This is a genomic window from Bacillus sp. MBGLi79, assembly GCF_002953915.1.
In genome coordinates, this window is the sequence record NZ_CP026521.1 from 3266365 (window position 1) to 3286983 (window position 20619).

The 20619-nt window shown below is 43.4% G+C and carries 19 protein-coding genes and 1 pseudogene; 4 read left to right on the plus strand and 16 right to left on the minus strand.

Translation table 11 applies throughout. The features are described 5' to 3' along the window. Positions 1-80: 80 nt before the first annotated feature. The 8 genes and pseudogenes from C1T29_RS16620 to sppA form a co-directional block, all read right to left on the minus strand. Complete coding sequence (locus C1T29_RS16620; protein ID WP_003223511.1) at positions 81-1268, minus strand: acetate kinase; 1188 nt, start codon at positions 1266-1268, stop codon at positions 81-83. A gap of 172 nt (positions 1269-1440) precedes the next feature. Then, positions 1441-1643 (minus strand): annotated as a pseudogene (locus C1T29_RS16625) (hypothetical protein). Continuing rightward, positions 1615-2604, minus strand: coding sequence for a class I SAM-dependent methyltransferase (locus tag C1T29_RS16630; protein ID WP_095432424.1), 990 nt, complete (start codon positions 2602-2604; stop codon positions 1615-1617). The pseudogene C1T29_RS16625 and the gene C1T29_RS16630 overlap by 29 nt, the downstream one beginning before the upstream one ends. 59 nt (positions 2605-2663) lie before the next feature. Further along, positions 2664-3167, minus strand: a complete 504-nt coding sequence (gene tpx / locus C1T29_RS16635; RefSeq protein ID WP_003223506.1) for a thiol peroxidase — start codon at positions 3165-3167, stop codon at positions 2664-2666. Positions 3168-3275: 108 nt separating this feature from the next. Further along, on the minus strand, positions 3276-3731 hold the full coding sequence (ytfJ, locus tag C1T29_RS16640) for a GerW family sporulation protein (RefSeq protein ID WP_003223504.1): 456 nt from the start codon (positions 3729-3731) through the stop codon (positions 3276-3278). Positions 3732-3744: 13 nt separating this feature from the next. Next, the gene (locus C1T29_RS16645; RefSeq protein ID WP_103749904.1) at positions 3745-4425 is read right to left on the minus strand and encodes a DUF2953 domain-containing protein; all 681 of its coding nucleotides are present in this window, start codon (positions 4423-4425) and stop codon (positions 3745-3747) included. Positions 4426-4499: 74 nt separating this feature from the next. Then, a complete protein-coding gene (locus C1T29_RS16650) occupies positions 4500-4994 on the minus strand; it encodes an RDD family protein (protein WP_014664983.1) in 495 nt (164 codons plus the stop codon). 12 nt (positions 4995-5006) lie between these two features. Beyond that, complete coding sequence (gene sppA / locus C1T29_RS16655; RefSeq protein ID WP_103749903.1) at positions 5007-6014, minus strand: signal peptide peptidase SppA; 1008 nt, start codon at positions 6012-6014, stop codon at positions 5007-5009. Between the two features lie 185 nt (positions 6015-6199). Between sppA and C1T29_RS16660 the strand changes: the two genes are divergently transcribed. Beyond that, the gene (locus C1T29_RS16660; RefSeq protein ID WP_040082141.1) at positions 6200-7003 is read left to right on the plus strand and encodes an NAD kinase; all 804 of its coding nucleotides are present in this window, start codon (positions 6200-6202) and stop codon (positions 7001-7003) included. A gap of 31 nt (positions 7004-7034) precedes the next feature. On the opposite strand, the gene C1T29_RS16665 is transcribed toward C1T29_RS16660, so the two are convergent. The 5 genes from C1T29_RS16665 to C1T29_RS16685 all read right to left on the minus strand — a co-directional run bounded on the left by C1T29_RS16665 (position 7035) and on the right by C1T29_RS16685 (position 13069). Further along, positions 7035-8624: an amidohydrolase gene (locus C1T29_RS16665; protein WP_103749902.1), complete on the minus strand. Its 1590-nt coding sequence runs from the start codon at positions 8622-8624 to the stop codon at positions 7035-7037. Positions 8625-8643: 19 nt separating this feature from the next. Further along, a complete protein-coding gene (locus C1T29_RS16670) occupies positions 8644-10233 on the minus strand; it encodes an acyl-CoA synthetase MbcS (RefSeq protein ID WP_095432429.1) in 1590 nt (529 codons plus the stop codon). A 178-nt stretch (positions 10234-10411) separates the two neighbouring features. Continuing rightward, a complete protein-coding gene (gene sspA / locus C1T29_RS16675) occupies positions 10412-10621 on the minus strand; it encodes an alpha type acid-soluble spore protein SspA (protein WP_003223491.1) in 210 nt (69 codons plus the stop codon). A gap of 93 nt (positions 10622-10714) precedes the next feature. Then, entirely contained in the window at positions 10715-11920 is a 1206-nt protein-coding gene (thiI, locus tag C1T29_RS16680; protein WP_014664989.1) for a tRNA uracil 4-sulfurtransferase ThiI, read from the minus strand. Positions 11921-11923: 3 nt separating this feature from the next. Next, on the minus strand, positions 11924-13069 hold the full coding sequence (locus tag C1T29_RS16685; RefSeq protein ID WP_095432430.1) for a cysteine desulfurase family protein: 1146 nt from the start codon (positions 13067-13069) through the stop codon (positions 11924-11926). Positions 13070-13270: 201 nt separating this feature from the next. On the opposite strand from C1T29_RS16685, the gene brnQ reads away from it, so the two are divergent. After that, entirely contained in the window at positions 13271-14608 is a 1338-nt protein-coding gene (brnQ, locus tag C1T29_RS16690; protein WP_103749901.1) for a branched-chain amino acid transport system II carrier protein, read from the plus strand. A gap of 104 nt (positions 14609-14712) precedes the next feature. On the opposite strand, the gene ezrA is transcribed toward brnQ, so the two are convergent. Further along, positions 14713-16416, minus strand: coding sequence for a septation ring formation regulator EzrA (ezrA, locus tag C1T29_RS16695; RefSeq protein ID WP_069150076.1), 1704 nt, complete (start codon positions 16414-16416; stop codon positions 14713-14715). A gap of 196 nt (positions 16417-16612) precedes the next feature. Between ezrA and hisJ the strand changes: the two genes are divergently transcribed. After that, positions 16613-17419 (plus strand): histidinol-phosphatase HisJ, encoded by an 807-nt coding sequence (hisJ, locus tag C1T29_RS16700; protein WP_103749900.1) that lies wholly within the window; start codon positions 16613-16615, stop codon positions 17417-17419. Here the strand turns inward: hisJ and refZ are convergent. Continuing rightward, positions 17416-18039: a transcriptional regulator RefZ gene (gene refZ / locus C1T29_RS16705; RefSeq protein ID WP_095432433.1), complete on the minus strand. Its 624-nt coding sequence runs from the start codon at positions 18037-18039 to the stop codon at positions 17416-17418. The genes hisJ and refZ overlap by 4 nt on opposite strands. A gap of 126 nt (positions 18040-18165) precedes the next feature. Here refZ and C1T29_RS16710 point away from each other — a divergent pair, with 126 nt between their 5' ends. Then, positions 18166-18657, plus strand: coding sequence for a GAF domain-containing protein (locus tag C1T29_RS16710; RefSeq protein ID WP_095432434.1), 492 nt, complete (start codon positions 18166-18168; stop codon positions 18655-18657). Between the two features lie 37 nt (positions 18658-18694). On the opposite strand, the gene C1T29_RS16715 is transcribed toward C1T29_RS16710, so the two are convergent. After that, entirely contained in the window at positions 18695-20434 is a 1740-nt protein-coding gene (locus C1T29_RS16715; RefSeq protein ID WP_095432435.1) for a diguanylate cyclase domain-containing protein, read from the minus strand. Positions 20435-20619: the final 185 nt, after the last annotated feature.

Sequence of the window (20619 nt, forward strand, 5' to 3'; positions counted from 1 at the left end):
CCACCTCTTTTATGTTTTCTGTCTGTCACTATCATGCATCAACAAAAAAGCACATTCAAGAGAATGTGCTTTCATGCGATTTATTTTGCTAAACGAACAACGTCGCGCGCAATCATGACTTCTTCATCAGTCGGAATGATCATGACTTTTACTGGAGAATGCGGATAGCTGATGAAAGCTTCCTCGCCGCGCACGTTATTAAGCGCAGGATCCCAGTATACGCCCATGAATTCTAAACCGCGAAGCACGCGTTCTCTGACTTCCACACTGTTTTCACCGATACCGGCAGTAAAGATGATCGCATCTACACCGCTCATTCTAGCAGCATAAGAACCGATGTATTTGTGGATTCTGCTTGCGAATACTTCAAGAGCCGTTTCCGCGCGCTCATTTCCTTCTTTCGTTGCTTCAACGATGTCACGAAGATCGCTAGAGAAGCCGGAAATGCCGAGCAGTCCGCTTTTTTTGTTTAATGTATTCAGTACTTCGTCAGCCGTTTGGCCTGTTTTCTCCATGATGTATGGGATCAGGGCAGGGTCGATGTTTCCAGAGCGCGTACCCATTGCAACACCGGCAAGCGGCGTAAAGCCCATTGAAGTATCAATTGATTTTCCGCCTTCAACAGCAGCAATACTTGCTCCGTTTCCAAGGTGGCAGGAAATCAGGCGCAGGTCTTTTAACGGACGGCCAAGAAGCTCTGCCGCACGCTCAGTTACATATTTATGTGAAGTGCCGTGGAAGCCGTATTTACGGATGCCGAATTTTTCATAGTATTCATACGGCAGGCTGTAAAGGTAAGACTGCTCAGGCATTGTTTGGTGGAATGCCGTATCAAAAACAGCTACCGCAGGAACATTTGGAAGCACTTCTTTGAACGCTTTAATTCCAACGATATTTGCCGGGTTGTGAAGCGGTGCCAATTCAGAAATATCTTCGATTTCCTTAATGGTTTCATCCGTTAATAAAACAGAATCGCTGAATTTTTCTCCGCCGTGAACGACACGGTGGCCAATTCCGTCAATTTCATTCAAGTCTTTAATAATGCCAAATTCCGTTAACTTATTCAGCAGCATTTTAACAGCTACCGCATGATCCGGAATATCAGTTACTTCTGTATTTTTTTCGCCGTTCACAGAAATTGTGAATACGCTGTCGGCGATACCGATTCGTTCAACTAAACCCTTCGTTAAAACGGTTTCTGAAGGCATTTCGAAAAGCTGAAATTTCAAAGACGAGCTTCCTGCGTTAATTGCAATAATTTTGGACATGATTGACGCTCCTTTATACTCTGTATCAACAACTTCGTTTTTCGTACTTTTTTCCCGGAAAATATCAACATCTTCTCCGAAAAATATCTGACTTTTCCATTTAAACATTGTCATGTCGGCTTTTCAAGTCAACTTGCGTATTGATAACGCTTTCAAAAAGAAGTCGTTATTTTCAGACACATTCCCTATAGGTTTTGTATTGATGAACGCTTACAATTTGCGGTTTTTTCCTCTGTATTTTGTGTTTCAAAGCTGGATTCAATTCGTCAAGTCCGTCTTCAAAAGCATAAATAAAAGCAGCTTAGGCATCGACCACATACGGCTGCCTAAGCTGCTTTTAAAACACTTACTTTTCTTTTTTAAACCATTCATCAAATTGAGCCATCATATCAAGCATCGCCTTTTGATTGGAGAAAGACGGAAGATTCGCAAGGAGAATTTGCCCAGGCGCATTCGTCTTCTCTCCTTGTTTCTGAAGCACAAGGATGCTTTTGGCATGAGCTTCGTCTTTAAAAATAGATTTTGGCAGCTGCAACAGCGCGTTGATATGAACCTTATCTTTTAAAAACTGTTTCAGCTTGCCGCTTTGGGAGCTCTCAAACAAATGATTCGGAATCATAAAAAATAAGTAGCCGCCAGGTTTGGTATGCTTGACGCTCTGTTCAATAAACAGATGATGCGCGAAGGAATGGCCTTCGTCAGCTTTGAGCTCAAACGCTTCTGCTCCTTCGTCATTTGGATAATAGCCGACTGGCAAATCACAAATGACCGTGTCCACTGGATCGATAAACAACGGCTCAAGGCTGTCCTGATGGAAAAGCTCAAGCTCTTTTTTCAGAAGGTTCGCTTGGGCATACGCGATCTTCAAAAGCACATCATCAATTTCAATGCCAAAGCTGGTTGCCGTTTTTTCAGACAGCTGGTTCAGCACGGTAAACAGAAGGTTTCCGGTTCCCAAGGCTGGATCAAGAACGGTCAGTTCCTTTTTATCCGCCATAAACTTATTCACCAAATAGCTGATGAAAAGCCCGATCGTATCCGGCGTCATTTGTCTGTTCGGATGAGAGATATCCTTCATTCCTTTAAGGACGGCAAGCTGAAAAGCTTTGCGCACCCACTCATGCTCATATGTGCCGAATTCCGCTTTTTCAAGCAGAGCCTGAAGCTGTTTGGTTTTCTGATCAGCAGGCAGTTTCAGCTGATCTGTTTTTTCAAGAAAATACATTTCTCCTGCTTCGGCCAGGGCCTCTATATATGAAATCTGCAATTCATTCTTTATCATAATCGCGGCTTCGTCTAACAGCTCATACACCGCACCTACATGGTCTTTTTGCATATGTGTTCCTCCTTGCCATGAAAAAAGCTCCGGCGGCAGCCTGGAGCTTTTTTCCCTGCTTACTTCACTAATGCCTTAGCAGCCTCAATTGGCTTTTCATAGTTCGGGTGGTTTGTTGCTTCGCTTACATATTCAGCGTAAACGACTTTTCCGTTCTCATCAAGGACAAATACGGAACGCGCAAGCAGACGAAGTTCTTTAATATACACACCGAACGCTTCGCCAAATGACATATCTCTGTGGTCAGACAGTGTTTCCACTTTGTCGATTCCGTTAGCACCGCACCAGCGCGCTTGTGCAAATGGAAGGTCTGCACTGATTGTGTAGACGTTGACATCTCCAAGCTTTGCAGCTTCTTCGTTAAAACGGCGTGTTTGTGCATCACAAACACCTGTATCAATTGAAGGGATAACAGAAATAATCGTTACCTTTCCTTTCATGTCAGCTAACGATTTTTCTTCAAGGCTGTTAGTCAGCACTGTGAAATCAGGAGCTTGATCTCCTACCTTCACTTCTTGTCCGACAAGTGTAACCGGACCGCCTTTGAATGTAATTTCAGCCATTATAATTCCTCCCTTTTGTATGTATGTCTCTATCATAGTAAAGTTTCCTGCAAACTGCAAAGTTTATGCCAAAAAAAAGTTAACTGCGGCCGGCGCAGTTAACCTTTTTTAATAATTCATATTGTTCATTTGGTTTTGATTTTGGCCCTGGCCTTGGTTCTTGTTATTTTTCTTGAACATTTGCTGAATGCGTTCAAGTGTTTGAGGGGCTGCGTCTAAAATTTTCTCTATTAAATGAGTATTTTCATCTAAATGAAGCATTCTGATCCCTGTCGATCCGACAATTAAAAACGCGATCGGCGTAATGGACACACCGCCCCCGCTTCCGCCTCCGAAAGGAAGTTTCTGTTCTCTTGTCTCATCGTCTTCCGATTTCTTTTCTGCTGGCTTTCCGCCAAACTCGCTTCCGCCTGCGGCGAACCCGAATCCGACTTTAGAAACAGTTAAAATCACACTTCCATCAGGCGTTTCTACTGGATCTCCGATGATGGTGTTAACATCAATCATTTCCTTCAAGTTTTCCATTGCGGTTTTCATTAAACCTTGGATGGGATGGTCTGCCATATACGCTTCCTCCTTAAACTGATGAATCATTCTTTGAAGTCATTCGAGCCGACGGATTCTTCTTTAATACGGATAGCTCCCGTCCGTATTTGACGAATTTGAAAGCTGCAAGCATAGCATGTCCAAAGCGAAAAAAGAATATACACTGAAAATGGGTCTTGGAAACCGGGACTTGAAACGAAGGGATCACCTCATAAACAGGTTTATTTACAAAGTCCAGATGGTCGTAGAGCATCGCTGTGATACCGCCTTTCACACCCCATACAGCACCTGTTATCACACCTGTCACTGCCGCGTCCTGAATTCCGATAACTGTAATCCATTCCAGCTTTGTGATATGTAAATGCGCGAGAAAAGAGGCACTTATTTTCCGTAATCTGGTGACCTGATGCAAAAGCATTTCAATCTTACTAATGCTTTGCTGCACATCGTTTTGTGTGATTTTCTTCTTTCCGCTGCTTTTTTTCATTTTAGATTCAGTTTTTTGTTTGATATCCACTGTTCCGTCTTCTTTGTTCAGCTTAATCGCCGGGATTGTTTTTTTGATCCTTATCAGGCCAAACAGCGCCGTAATCTTCAATGTCAATTTGTCATTATCATCGGCATGAAGATACTCCAGCGCAACATGGATTTTCATTCTGAGAAGCAGTACGACCCCTATGAGAATAAGAATGGCTGTCAGTGCATACACCATATTCTTCACTTCCTCTAGGAGCATTATCGCCAAATCCTAAAAAAATAAACCCGGACAGAGGTCCGGGTTATCAGTTATTTGCGGTATAATTTTTCATGCACCACGGTGGTATCCGCGATGTAATCATGAATCCCTTGTTTTGTAGGTGAAAAAGCAACAACGATATATAAAATCCAAATCTTATCAATATACCGTCCAACCACTTCGCGAAAAATCACTGTACTCCATGTCAGCTTGCAATCTTGCTTTACAGAAACCACTTTGAGGCCGAACACCATTTTACCCAGCGTCTGCCTAAAGTATTTTGTCATTAGTGCGAAATAGGCAAGATAAACAATAAGCGTTGTCACACTGTAGGCCGAGAAGGTAAACATGCCGGATGATTTCGGCAGATCCATTACGGTAAAGAGGGGAGAAACGAGTAAATGGTTTAATCCCCATACCACGAGCCAATCAAGCAGGAAAGCCCAGAAACGAACCCAAAAGCCAGCATAGGCATGTGTCAGCTGCTCCGCTTCTTGCGGGCCTTTGATGTCATTGCGCTCTAACTCTTCATATGTCGCGTCCATTATTGTTCCCTCCTACTTCGCATAGAGATACATCATTCTCGGCGAACCGGATTGCGAAAGCATTTCTCTCATATTTAAAAAATCAATTTCACTTTTAAACATTTTGTTTGCGCCCATGGAAAACAATGAGCCTAATCCGAAGCTTTCCTCATAAGAAATGACAGAGGCGTTTTTCAAATCCTTGTGATCCTTTTTCATCGCCGAAATAGTGTCATCATAAAAACCAAGCTCATCAACGAGATTCAGTTTTTTCGCCTGACGCCCGTCATACACGCGGCCGTCCGCAATTTTCTTTACCTCTGCTTTCGACATGCCGCGGCCTTTTGAAATCACATCAACAAAGCCCTCATACGAATTATCAACCATCGATTGCATGATGTTTTTTTCTTCTTTCGTCATCTCACGGGAAGGAGACATAATGTCCTTATGAGCCCCGCTCTTAATTGTTTCAAAAGAAATGCCGAGCTTATCGGCAAGCTTTGAATAATTGACGCTTTCCATAATGACGCCGAGTGACCCGGTCAGGGTTTCCGGTGTCGCAAAAATCTTATCAGCCGCCGTTGAGATGTAATAGCCGCCGGATGCCGTCATCGATCCCATCGACACATAAATCGGTTTTTTTGTTTCTTTCTTGATTTCTTCCAGCTTCTTATGTATTTCAGCACTTTCATATACTCCGCCGCCCGGAGAATTCACCTTCAGAACAATGCCTTTGACCGTCTTGTCATCTTTTGCGCGCTCAAGGTTTTTTAAGAACGTTCTGTGGTTATATCCGTCTGCACCAAGCAGACTGCTTGAGTCCCCATTATCCTGGATGGTGCCGCTGACCTCTAATACGGCAATTTTACTTGAGAGACTGCCGTTTTCCAGCGTCTTTTCCTGCGATTCATCCGTCAATGATGTAAGATCCGTTTGAGCGCCTTTGACGCTTTCAAAGAAACTCATAGAGATGCTGACGATAATAGACACGCCGAAAATCCCCAGAGCTATCACTAATGCGATCCATCTTTTTGCATTCATTTTTTCTCCTCCTTTTTCCCAAACTCTCTCATTATACGATTCAATATGAAAAATGTTTCACTTCATGAGAAAGCTCCGGCTTAACGGGCTGCCGGCAAACGTGGTACACTTATGGCCAAAGGTATTTTATCACAAATACTGGATGGCAGAAAAACTTAAATATGACAGCAAAGGGGAAATGGGATATGACCGAACAACGCCGTAATGTTTATTTTTTTCACAAACAGGACCAGGAAACAAACGAACAAGCCCGCTCGTTAACACAATTGGCTGAAGAGCATGGATTTACCGTTGTGAACCAGCACTCAGATGCCAATATTATTGCCAGCATTGGCGGGGACGGCACATTTTTGCAGGCAGTCAGAAAAACGAATTTTCGCGACGACTGCTTGTACGTCGGCATTACCAAAAAGGGGAAAGCTCATTTATATTGCGACTTTCATAGTGATGAGCGAGAAAAAATGGTCGATGCCATGACGTTTGAACAAATTGAAGTCAGAAAATATCCGCTGATTGAAGTGACAGTGGATCATGCCAGTCCTTTTCACTGCTTAAACGAGGTATCCATCCGTTCAAGCATCATTAAAACCTTTGTGATGGACGTGCTGATTGACGATCTGCACTTTGAAACGTTTAGAGGTGACGGGATGATTATCTCAACGCCTACAGGCAGCACCGCCTATAACAAGTCTGTTGCAGGAGCGGTTGTTGATCCGCTGCTTCCATGCATGCAGGTATCAGAGCTTGCATCCCTTAACAATAACACCTACCGGACACTCGGCTCGCCATTTGTCCTCAGCTCTGACCGAAAGCTGACCCTTCGTGTGGTGCAAGACGGCAACGAACACCCAATCATCGGCTTGGACAATGAAGCACTCAGCACGAGAAATGTGAAAACGATCGAAATCAAACTGTCTAATAAAAAAATAAAAACAGTCAAACTAAAGGACAATTCATTTTGGGAAAAAGTGAAGCGTACTTTTTTATAGAAAATAAAAGGACAGGCTGCTGCCTGTCCTTTTATGATTTCTCATATACAATCTGGCCGTTAATCACGGTTTTTTTAATATCTAAAAGATGAAGCTGTGCGGGGTCAATGGCAAACGGATCACCACTGAGAACGGTAAAATCCGCGTCATAGCCTTCCGCAATTTTTCCGCGTGACTTCTCTTTATAAATGATTCCGGCGCTTCCTTCTGTATAAAGCTTTATCGCTTGATATACAGATAAACATTCACTTTCATTATAGCTTGGCCCGTTATGCTCATGACTGCTCTTGCGAAGCACCGCCGACTGGATCCCAAGAAGCGGGTCAACAGGCTCAATCGGAGCGTCTGAACCGCCCGCGCATAAAATGCCTTTAGACATCAAGGTTTTCCAAGCAAATGATGTCTTCATCCGGTCTTTTCCGAGAAGGTCAATGACCCACGGAAAATCGCTTGCAACGAAATGCGGCTGAAGATCAAGCGCGATTGGCATGTTTGCTGCTCTCTCGATTAATTCCTTATCAAGCACTTGGGCATGGATAAGTCGATCATGCCGGCCGTTTTGGGGCGGATGCTTTTCTATTGCGTTGAGCACTTTTTCAAAAGCAAGATCGCCGATTGCATGAACAGCAACCTCCATCCCTTTTTCTCTTGCTTTTCGAATGAGGCGGCCAAGGGTTTCGTCATCATGAACCTGAACGCCATGAGTTGATGGATCATCCTGATATGGTTCTTTCAATAAAGCCGTTCTCCCGCCAAGCGCCCCATCCGCAAAGATTTTCATCGCTCCGAACTCTACATACGGGCCGAGCGGCTTCTCCAGCTGCTCCCATCGATCGACAGCCTCATGATGAACGAGCAGATGGCAGCGGAACGGATACTTTCCGCTAGCGGCAGCTTTCTCATAAGCTTTCATCGGCACCGAAACATCACCATAATAGGACAAGTCTTCCGAATGTCCGCCTGTCAGGCCTTTTGTCCAGCAGTCCTCTATTGCAGCCGTTAATGCCTCATCAACATAGTGCTGGGAGACCGGCGGGACAGCCTTTAGAATCAAATCCTGCGCCTTATCAAAAAGGAGGCCCGTCGGCTCTCCATTTGCATCTTTTACGATGACGCCGCCGTCAGGATCAGGAGTGTTTCTTGAAATTCCCGCCGCTAGAAGAGCCGCAGAATTAACGGCTATTGCATGCCTGCATACTCGCTTGAGCAAGACGGGCCTGTCTGGAAACAGGCGGTCTAGATCATGCTTATTTAAATAGTCCGGTGTCTCAAACTGATTTTCATTCCAGCCCTCTCCAATGAGCCACTCGTCTTCAGGAAGCTGCCGCTCTCTTTCCTTTGCAGCCTGTACAATCGCTTCTTTAGACGTCAGTGCGGACAGATCAAGCTGAAGCTGTTTTTCGCCGTGGCCGATCAAATGTAGATGGCTGTCAACAAAACCGGGGAACATCACTGCTCCATTCAGGCTGATTTCTTCTGTTTCCGGGGAGCCGTACTTTTCCTTCAGATGTTCATAGCTGCCGGTGCCTTTTATGACACCATCCTCAACATAAACTGCCTCTGTCCGATCGCCTTCTTCGAGCATCGTATAAATGAAACCGTCGTGCCATATCGCCTTCATTCACGTTCACTCTCTTTCTTTACGCCTTTTTATTGGCTTTGAGCTGTTCTTCACGTTTTCTTAATTCCACTCGTCTGATTTTTGCAGAAGCCGTTTTCGGCAGGCTTTCCACAAATTCAATTTCTCTTGGGTATTTGTATGGAGCGGTAATCGTCTTCACATGATTCTGCAGTATTTTGACAAGCTCATCACTTCGTTTTTCATGATTTTGCAGGACAACGTATGCCTTAACGATGGAGCCTCTGATTTCATCAGGGCTTGCGACAACAGCACACTCTTTTACTTCAGGGTGCTTAACAAGCGCGTCTTCCACCTCGAATGGCCCGATCGTGTAGCCGGAGCTGATAATGATATCGTCATTTCGGCTTTCAAACCAGAAGTAACCTTCCTCATCTTTTCTCGCTCTGTCTCCAGTTAGGAAATAATCGCCGCGAATTTGTGTTTTCATTCTTTCCGGATCTTTAAAATATTCCTTAAAGAGCGCAGGCGTGCTGAGGTGAACAGCGATATCGCCAACCTCACCAGGTTTGCAGACTTCACCGTCTTCATTAATGATTTCCACCTGATTTCCCGGTGTTGGTTTTCCCATGCTTCCCGGTTTAATAGCCGTATCTTTCAAAACACCGACTAAAAGCGTGCTTTCTGTTTGGCCGTATCCGTCCCGTACCTTAATGCCGAAATGCTTTTGGAAAACATCAATGACTTCACGGTTGAGCGGCTCGCCTGCTGAAACAGCGCTGTGAAGGGCAGAAAGATCAAAGCGGTCCAAGCCTTCGACCTTCGCCATTAAGCGGTATTCTGTCGGCGTACAGCAGAAAACATTGATTTTGTAGCGGTTTAAAAGCTCTAAATATTTTTCTGCTTTGAATCTGCCGTGGTACACAAAACCCGTTGCTCCGCTGCCTAGCACCGCTAAAAATGGACTCCACACCCACTTTTGCCAGCCAGGGGCAGCAGTCGCCCAGACGACATCCTTTTCAGAAATATCAAGCCAAGCGCCGGCAGAAGTTTTTAAATGAGCAAATGCCCATCCGTGTGTATGTACAACACCTTTCGGCTGACCTGTTGTCCCGGAAGTATAAGATAAGAAAGCCATATCATCTCTTGTTGTGTCAGCTGTTTTAAATTGGCTTCCGTCCGCTTCAATTGATAAGAGATTTTTCCAGCCGGCATCATTCTCACCAATAGACAGTGTAATCAGTTTGTCAGCCGTACTGACATCACGGAAAGCGCCGATAAATTCGGAATAGACGATGGCGCCTTTTACCTCTGCATGTTCAATTCGGTATTCAAGATCCTTCGCACGAAGCATTTCAGAGCACGGAATGACAACCATTCCAGATTTCAGGATAGCCAAATAAACTGCATAGGCTTCTAGCACCCGCGGAACCATTACAATCATCTTGTCTCCCTTTTTAAATCCAAGATCAGCTAAGACCGCTCCGATTTTATTTGTTTCTTCCATCAGCTTTTCATAAGACCATGATTCTTGCTTGCCCGACTCGTCCTCCCATAGAAGAGCGGTTTTTTGTCCAGCGGCACTGAACTTTTCCATTTCATTCACTAAATTATATTGCATAGGGGCAATTAAATCTTCACGTTTTAACACGAACAACTCCTCACTTTCTCCACCCATTATACATAAATACAGGCTCTTTCCGTAAGGATATGCCTAAAAACAACCTCTGTAAACATAGATTTTATAGGCCGCTGGTCCTTTTTTATATGTAAAAAATGAAAAGGAGTGGGGATTCCCCCACTCCAAAGCCATTATGTGAAATTGTAAATTAGAATTGTCCTCCGCCCATGTTTTGTTGAGCAAAAGATACAAGACGTTTTGTGATCTCTCCTCCAACAGAACCGTTAGCGCGAGAAGTTGTGTCTGCTCCAAGGTTTACACCGAATTCAGAAGCGATTTCTAATTTCATTTGGTCGATCGCTTGAGCAGCTCCTGGTACTAAAAGGTTGTTGCTGTTACCTGAGTTATTGTTAGCCATGTGTCTCACCTCCTTGTGAGTATAGAATGTGTTAAAACACATGGCTTCATTCACAAAAACTTTGGTAATTGTATACAGGAGCTAGAAATGGCTTTAAAAGAGTTCAGCGAATTTATCGTTAGCCTCTTGTTCGCTATACAGGGTCATTGTCTCAATGTTATCAACCGCTTCTTGAATATACGGCTCGAAATCAACAAAGCTTTCAAAGTGTTCAATTTTCTCTTTTTTAGGGCGTGTTTTCGGGCTTGGCGGCGTAAAGATCGTGCAGCAATCTTCAAACGGCTGAATACTTGTCTCATAAGTGCCGATTTCCCGTGATTTTTCGATGATTTCTGTTTTATCCATGGCGATTAACGGGCGCAAAATCGGTGTTGACGTCACCGCATTAATCGCATACATGCTTTCAAGCGTTTGGCTCGCTACCTGACCGAGGCTTTCTCCCGTAATGATGGCAAGCCCGTTTCTCTTTTCTCTGATTCTGTCGGCGATCTGGAGCATAAGGCGGCGGGTTGCCGTCATCGTGTAATTTTCAGGAATTTGTTTTTGGATGAGCTCTTGCGTTTTTGTAAATGGAACGATATGAAGCGTCATGCTTCCCCCAAAACGGGACAGGCATTTTGCCAGATCCATTACCTTTTGCTTTGCGCGCTCACTCGTGTATGGCGGGCTGAAGAAATGAACAGCTTCTACCGACAGCCCCCGTTTCATCGCATAAAAACCGGCTACAGGACTGTCAAAACCGCCTGAAAGCATGAGCATCGCTTTTCCTGCTGAACCAACCGGCAGCCCGCCTGCACCTTTTTCATCACGAATTGTCAAAAATGTTGCTTCTTCCCTGATTTCGATTCTGAGCGGGATGTCTGGGTTGCGGACATCGACCGTCAAGCCTTCTGTATTTCGCAAAATATGACCGCCGATTTCAGCGTTCATCTGGTTTGTATCTAATTCAAATTGTTTATACGCTCTCTTTGTCGCAACTTTAAACGTATCACCTGGTTTATACTGATCCTTGATAGCCTGCAAAGCAGTTGCCTTAATATCATCAAGGCGGCTGTCACACTTAATCGCCAGGCTGAAGCTTTGAATCCCAAACACCTGCTTTAAATGAGGAAAAAGAGCCTCAGGGTCCTCACCATTTAATGTAATCGTCATGCGATCCCTATTGGAAAAGTATTTCAAATTCGGATAGTCTTTCAAAACGAGTCTCACGTTTTGTTTTAAGCGCTCAATAAAGCTTTTTCTGTTTTTGCCTTTGGTCGAAATTTCCCCAAAACGAATTAATATATGATCGTAATTCATGTTCTACCTCATCATTTCCCTTAATTTTTTGATGCCAGGACGAAGCGCGTTTATAAACGGTTCTGCCACATCGCTTGTCTGGCTGTAATTTAAACTGATTCTGATGCTGCTTCCGGCAATCTGCTCTCCTTTGCCCATCTCTAAAAGAACTTTACTGGGCTTATGTTCTTTTGCTGAGCAAGCAGACGTTGTGGAGACGAATATATCTTGTTCTTCAAGCATGTGTAAAAGCACTTCTGCTTTCATCCCCGGAACAGAGAAATTAATAATGTGCGGTGCGCTATTCATTTGAGGCGTGTTGATAACGACGCCCTCAATTTCACTCAGCCTTTTCATAAACAATTCCTTTGCGGCAGTCATCGTATCAATCCGTGCAGCAAAATCAGCAGCGGCAAGATTAATGGCCTTGGCAAGCGAAACCGCACCCGCAGTATGTTCCGTTCCGGCCCGTATGCCTTTTTGCTGAGAACCTCCCGTTATGAGCGGAATAAGGCGTGTTCCTTCTTTTACAATAAGTGCGCCTGTCCCCTTTAGACCGTGAAATTTATGCCCTGATATTGAACATAGATCAATGCCGGCCTTTTCAATTGCCAAGGGCACTTTATAGATGCCCTGCACATAATCAACGTGAAACAAAATGTTCGAGTGCTCTTTCAGCACTTCTCCTGCCTCTTCAATCGGCTGCACGGAACCGACTTCATTGTTCACATGCATCATGCTGACTAGGACGGTATCGGGACGGATGGCTTTTTTTAGTTCTTCAATAGAAACAAATCCGTCTTCATTCACTGAAAGATAAGTAACATCAAACCCGAACAACTCTTTCAACTGTTCTAACGATTCCGTAACGGATGGATGTTCAATAGAAGTGGTAATGATATGTTTGCCTGTTTTTATTTTTGACAAAGCGGCTCCTTTTAAAGCTGCATTATTGGCTTCTGTGGCGCCTGACGTAAATACAATATCATATTTTTTTAGGCCTAAGGACCTTTTGATTTGATTTTTGGCTGCCTGAAGCAGCTGTTCCGTTTCGGCTCCATATCGGTGCAAAGATGAAGGATTGCCAAAATATCGGCTGCTTGTCTGTTCATACACGTTCAAGACTTCATCATAAGGCTTCGTTGTTGAACTATTGTCTAAATATAACATCATTTTACTCCTTTAATATGAAAGCGATACAAAACTAATTTTATATGTTACCATAACAAATTACTGCTGAAAAAGTAAATAAAATTACTATTGACTTCTTCATGCATTCACCTATAATTAGATTTGTTACTTTCGTCATATTATCTGACAATTAATTGACAGAATATTCTACCATAGTAAAATTAGGAGGACTTATACATTATGAAATCATCACTATCAGCCAAGGAAACGATCGCGATTGGGCTTATGCTCTTTGCACTGTTCTTTGGTGCAGGAAATATGATATTTCCGCCGGAACTTGGACAAGCAGCCGGGGAAAATGTTTGGAAAGCGATGGCTGGCTTTCTCGTGACGGGTGTCGGCCTGCCGCTTTTAGGTGTTGTAGCTGTCGCTTTAACAGGGACGGATGCCAAAGGCCTTGCTGATAAAGCACATCCGGTCTTCGGAACAATTTTTACTGTCGTTCTTTATTTAACAATCGGACCGCTGTTCGCGATTCCGCGGACAGGCACAGTCTCTTATGAGATTGCCGCTGTACCGTTTGTAAGCGGGATACCTTCTTGGGTCGCGCTGCTTGTTTTCACATTTATTTTTTTCGCTATTACGTACTATGTGGCTTTAAATCCTACAAAGCTTGTTGACCGTATTGGAAAAGTTTTAACACCTATTTTGCTTGCTGTTATTGCTATATTAGTCATCAAAAGCATCGTAACGCCGATGGGGGACATTCGGTCACCGCTTGAAGCGTATGCTTCCGGATCATTGTTTAAAGGATTTTTAGAAGGCTATAAAACAATGGATGCACTTGCTTCTATTGTGTTCGGAATTGTCGTTGTCAATGCTGTTAAGGACAGAGGCATCACCAGCCGTAAATCAGTTGCTTCTGTATGTATTAAAGCGGGACTTGTTGCAGCAGCGGGACTCGGTCTGGTTTACGTTTCACTCGCCTATTTAGGAGCAACAAGCACAGATTCTGTAGGACTCCTCGGTTCAGGAAGCAAAATTTTATCTGAATCTTCACAGCACCTGTTCGGATCATTAGGAAATATCATTTTAGGCGTCGCTATCCTATTCGCGTGCTTGACTACAAGCATTGGCCTTGTCTCTTCATGCGGAAATTATTTCTCAAAGCTGATTCCTTTTTTATCTTATAAAGCCGTTGTAACGATTGTCACTGTGTTCAGCTTTATTATTTCTAACTTTGGGCTGTCAAATATCATTTTGTTCTCAGTTCCTATTTTATCAGCTATTTATCCGTTAGCAATTGTTATCATTCTGCTTTCATTTATTGAAAAATCATTTAAAGGCAGACGTGAAGTATATATTCTTTGTTTGATCGCAACTGGTATTTTTAGCATTATCGATGGCCTGAATGCCGCAAGCATTCCGCTCGGTTCTTTAAATAAAGTTCTCAGTCAATCGCTGCCGCTTTACAGCTTAGGATTTGGTTGGGTCCTACCTGCAATCATTGGAGGCGTTGCCGGTTATCTGATTTCTCTTGTTACAGGTTCGAATAAAAAACCAGCTAATATCAACTAGCGAAAACCAAAAAGCCTTATTGGATACACATCCAATAAGGCTTTTTTATATTCTGAATACATATAAAAGGCCGAGCATGTATGCGCCGGCCTTTTATATACTCTTTATTGGTATTGATGCTCTTTTGTCTTTTGCGATTCTATTTTTCGGACAGCACCCGGTGCGGCTTTTTCAACTGCGGCTGCTGCTATTTCATACGCTTCACTGTAATCATATTCATAAAAACGTCTTTCCGCTTCTTTCAGCTGTTCAGATAAAATATGATTCTGGCTTCTGAACCGGTTTCCGAACTGAATGATTTTTTCAATGAGGATGACCTGCTCGACAAGTTCTTCTGATTCCCGGCTTGCCCTGTTGACGATATCTTCTGCTTGCTTCAAATGGGCTCCGGCTTCTTCCATATTTAATGGAAGTTCGTTTAGTTGATTGACTGTCTCTTGAATGTGATGATGCGCGTTCTCCAGCATCTCTTGAATATGGCCCGGAATGCCTGGAATGTTGCTAGTCTTCAGCAGTCTTGCTGTCTCAGAAATTGTTTTTTTCAAATTGCTGAGCGTCTCCCTCGCCTGAAGCTCTTCTTTTCTGAGCGCTTGCAGATTTTCACGATACTCGGCATGCTCTTTTTTCACTTCTTCAAGCTGCTTCTCTATTGAAGTAACTTCATCTACTAAAAGTGAGTAGGCGACATGCTCTGCATCGAGCTTATCTTTAACAGATGACAGCAGCTTGCCAATTTCATCAAGGCGCTTTTCAAAAGCCTGCTGTTTGCCGAGCTCGCCGGCTGTCAGCCTGTAGCTTTCCTTCACCAGCTCAGTTTCCGCCCTCGTATGCTCTTTCTCTTCTTTAAGCTTGTCATAAGCAATAATCAATTCAGGCATTTTGCTTAGTACAGATTGACCGGCTTCAACTTCGCCCTCCAGCTGCTGATAAACAGATTGAATATTTTCGTCAATAAGCTGCAGAATTGCGGACGCTTCATCAATATCCAGCTCAGTCATCAGGACATGCTCCGCCCGTTTTAACTGATTTGACAGATTTTCTAATTCCTTATCAAGCTGGATATGTTCAAGCTTGTACCCTTTTTCTTTCATCTCGGCATAGCCGTCCTTGAGCTTTGCAATCTGGCCTGGCACCGTCTGCTTACAATCAGCTAACAGCTTCGGCACGTCATCTATGTATGACTGAAGCCGGTCAAGATTCCGGTCCTGCTCAAGCAATACTTTTCGTGCAGTAATATAGTTTCCGCCTTCTGTTTCTTCTTCAAATTGTTTGATGCCGCTCCAAATTTCGTCCAGATCCTTTTCAAGACTGTCATAAAGGTCCCCGTAAAGGTGGCTGTATGCCAGCAGGTTTTTTCGAGATTTCGAATAGCGCTCCCTCACCTGTTCAATCTCTTCACGGCTCTTTTCCTCACTTGTGACAAGGTCGCTGATTTCCCGAAGAATCTTTTCAATGCTTGATTCCGCCGCTGTCAGCAAGTCGTCGATATGAACGAGCACTTGATTGGCCTTTTTAAACCGGTATTTGTCTGCATTTTCCTCGGCATCATAAAGGAGCTCTTCAACTTTCGGCATGTGGGCTGTGACAATCTCATCCCATTCTTCACGCCACTTCTCAAAGAACTCTTCTGTCTGACCCGTCATTTTTAAATGTTTAATTTTGGACATTTCTTCCACAATCGACCGATTCAGAATTTCAATCTTCCACGATTCCAGCCGGTCGATTTCGGCGTAGATTTTTTTCCTGAAAAAGTAGCCTGCCGCAAACAGCGCAAGCAGTACAATTAATAATCCAATGACAAACTCCATAATGAGCCCCCTTGCTGTTTACCTTAATCTGTCAGGGTGTTTTATTTATTCAGAAAGATTTCAGGATATGTATTGAGAAAAACTGTCGTTTTCATTGTTATTATGATACCATGTAACAAACATTTTTTGACCAGAAATCAAAAACTTTTTGTGCAAAATCGGCAGGATTTGACTATTTTTTCATGGGGTGACATCAATGCAAAAGCGAGACGGACATATTCACACACCATTTTGCCCTCACGGCTCCAATGACACACTCAGACAATATGCAGAAGAAGCCTTAAAAAAAGGGTTCGAATCGATTACTTTTACCGAACACGCCCCATTGCCGCCCTCTTTCACCGATCCCACCCCGCTGAAGGACAGCGCGATGGCGCAAGCTTCTTTGGAACGCTATATTCATGAAATTTCCGGATTAAAAAAAGAATACGGCGGACAGCTTTCTATCCGGACGGGGCTTGAAGTCGATTATATTGCTGGATTTGAAGATGAAATTACATTATTCCTGGATACATACGGGCCATATTTAGATGACAGCATCTTATCCGTTCATTTTTTGCGCACAGGCTCTTCCTATCTGTGCCTTGATTATGACGAGCATACCTTTAAAGAGCTGATTTCAGCCTGCGGGAGCATTGAAGCTGTATATGAACAATATTACCGGAGTATCTATTCTTCCATTGTAGCATCTCTCGGCGTCTATAAGCCAAAAAGAGTCGGTCACATCACACTCGTCCAAAAATTCATCAAGCTGTTTCCGTACAGCATGTCAGAGCATATTCGCGGTCTCGTTTCTGAGTGTCTGGATGCCATAAAAAAAAATGGAATGGAGCTCGACTTTAATACTTCCGGCTTAAGAAAAATGTACGCTGGCGGTATTTATATCGAGGATTGGATGCTGAATGAAGCGAAGCAAAAGAAGATCCCGCTTGTGTTTGGGTCTGATGCCCATCAAGCGAGAGATGTCGGATATGCGTATGAGGCGTTTTTGGAACGATGCTAATTGGTGAGCGCCACGTCTCCTGTCCGGAAGACGCTTTTGATCCAAATCTTGATCTCTTCAAAATACATTTTATAAAAATACGGCTCGTGCGGCTGCATGTAGAGCACTTCTGAAATATATTGAGGCTGGAGATAGGGCATCATCAAGAGAGATTTTAATTGGAGAATAAAATGAGGCAGCGGCAGTGTTAAATGTTCACGCTGTTTTTCTCCTTTCTCAATGATCAGCTGGAAGATATACTTTTCCTTCATTAAATATGTCGACATAATTTCCCTGATTAACGTGGAGTCAATTGTGACTTCCCGGTAGACAAAACGAGTTAATTGACGATGGTTATGCTGATAGGATAAAATATCGAAAACCAATTGGAGAAGCTGTTCCTGCGTGCTTTGAGAAGAGATATTGCTTGCCGCTGTTTCAAGCGTTTTGCTGTAGCCTTCGTAAAACTCTGAAACTAAGTGTTCCATCAAGCCTCCTTTGCCTTTAAAATAGTAGGAGATGTGCGCAACATTTACATCAGCTGACTTTGCGATTTCACGGACAGATGTGCCAGAAAATCCTTTTTGGTTAAAAAGCATGACAGCAGATTCAATAATTTTGTCTTTGGTGCTTACTTTCATACGGCTCACTCCTTCCTCTTGATATTATTCAAGCAGGAAGCTGCTGTTCCTGTAAGAACTTATCGACAAATGCCGGCAGAAAAGCCGGAACTTTGTTTTATATTATAGAATAAGTGAGGGTTTTCCATGTTCCATGTCGAAAAACAATCTGGAGATAAAGAAAAAGACTATCAGCTTCTGCTAAAACAGCTCGAAGCCATGACCGAAGACGAAACAGATCCAATAGCTAACTATGCAAATGCCTCAGCATTGCTGTATCATTCGCTCCCTGAAGTCAACTGGGCGGGTTTCTATTTTGCCAAAGAAGAGGATGGACAGCTTGTATTAGGTCCGTTCCAAGGCCTGCCGGCATGTGTTCGGATTCCTTTCGGCAGAGGGGTTTGCGGCACAGCGTACACAAACGGAAAAGTGGAGCGTGTGGAGGATGTAAACGCGTTTCCGGGACATATCGCCTGCGATGCAGCGTCTCAATCAGAAATTGTGCTTCCGATTCGTGTAGACGGCAAAATTGTCGGCGTCTTGGATATCGACAGCCCCGTGAAAAACCGTTTCGACGAAATTGATGAAAAATACTTAACTCAATTTGCCGAAAAGCTAGAAAAAGCATTAGAGCAGTAATATTAAAGCCCAAAACTGATATCGTTTTGGGCTTTTTTCATTTTATTGAGTCATGAATCATCAAGCGGTTTTTCCCGTTCCGTTTCGCGCTATAGAGCGCTTCATCAGCCTCATGCACAAGCTCTTTCAGCGACTTTCTTGTTTCTGTCGTCCAGCAGGAGATACCGCAGGAAATGGTTACCTTGGGTTTCGTATTTTTTCTGACCGCATAAACCAGCCGCTCGGTAATCCGTTTCCCCACCGCAACCGGCACATTTGGCAAATAAACCGCCAGCTCCTCGCCTCCCCAGCGGGCACCGACATCATGCTTTCGAATGTTGCTTTTAATCACTGAAGCAACTTGAATTAAAATCTCGTCCCCAGTCTGATGGCCGTACGTATCATTTACATTCTTGAAATTATCAATATCAACAAGAATAAAAACACCCTTTTGGTGGATTTTCATGCTGTATTGAATTTTTTCGTCTAAATACGCCCGTGAATACAGTTCAGTCAGCTGATCTGTTTTTACGAGATGCTCCAAACGGTCGCGAAGCATTGAATTGGTTACAGCGAGTGTCGCGTGATGAATCAGTGCCTGAAACAGCTTGTACATTTCAAATGTAAAAGCGTACAGCTCTTGTTTCAATAAAACCGCAAAGCCTAAAAGACGGTCGTTTTGAATCATCGGGGCAGCCATCAGCGAGCCGTACCCCGCCTGCCCAAAAACAGACTGGCCATTCCCGATGAAAACCCCTTTTTCACCTTCATACAGCTTTTCTTTCAGCTCATTATAAAAGTCTGATGGCTTCTGTTCTTTAAAAAATGCTGTGCTTCCTGGGAGCAATGCTAGATTTTCAAAATGGTCGATATGAAAAAATCCCACTTCTTCTGCCTGAAACGATTCTGCCATTCTCACAGCCAGATCATTCATTGTATCAGTCAGTGTCAGCCGCTGATTCAAGCGGCGTGATGTTTCATTGATCAATTCCAAATTTGCGATGCTTGCTTTGGATTGTTCGTAGAGCTGGGCATTTTCAAACGCTTTTCCCGCCGCGTTTGCTAACAGCGACATTTCATCAAGGCAGGCATCAGTAAGAAAGCTGTCACCCGTTCCCTCAGCCTTCAACACCCCGTATGTGCCCTGCTGTCCTTTGATCGGAATATAGGCGACAGATTCATTTTTCCGCAAAATGTCTCCGGACAAATACACTTTGAGCGCAAAGGAATCGGATTTTTCCCCTTCCATATACAGCTCTTTTGCAGGAACCCCTAAACATTGGTCTTGATCGTGCGATATAAATAAAGAAAACTCAAAAAGAGAAAATGTGCTTGTCAAGCTTTCTAAAAGCTGCTTCAGCACATCTGTCTGATCAAGCAGTGAATGGAACAGCTCTGTCATTTTGTATATTTTTTTTTGGTAGATCGTTTTGTTATAGAGTGTTTCTTGTTTCATCGACTGGTTTAAAAATGAAGCAACTACATCCGGAAGCCCTTCAGGAATCTCTTCATCCTGCCTGCATGCAAGATGGAAACGCCTGCCGGAGCCGTCCTCAATCAGATAAGATGAAGCGTTTATTTTTGAAACGGAAAAACGGACTTCACCATCTGCCAGTTTTGTCACAAAGTCTGATGATGACGGTGTAAGCGAAACACAAAAGGTTGAAAAATAGGTTTGAATAGCCGAAGTCAGCCATATGAAAGAGTCGGTGAATGTGACTTTTTCCGATTTGGTTAATAAAAAATCGAGCATATGATAATGAAAGGCGGATAATTGATCTTTAGTTTGTTCTACCATGTTTTTATCACCTAAAAGTTTACCACTAATTTTTGTTTATTATATCATAAACGGTGAAGCAATAATGGAGGAATGGTTGACTTCAAAACAAATAAATTATATAATGACCTTTGTGTGAAATATTGCAGCCTTTTTGTTCAGCTTCTATGTTTTCATTTTGTTCCTTATCCATAAGGTGTATCGTG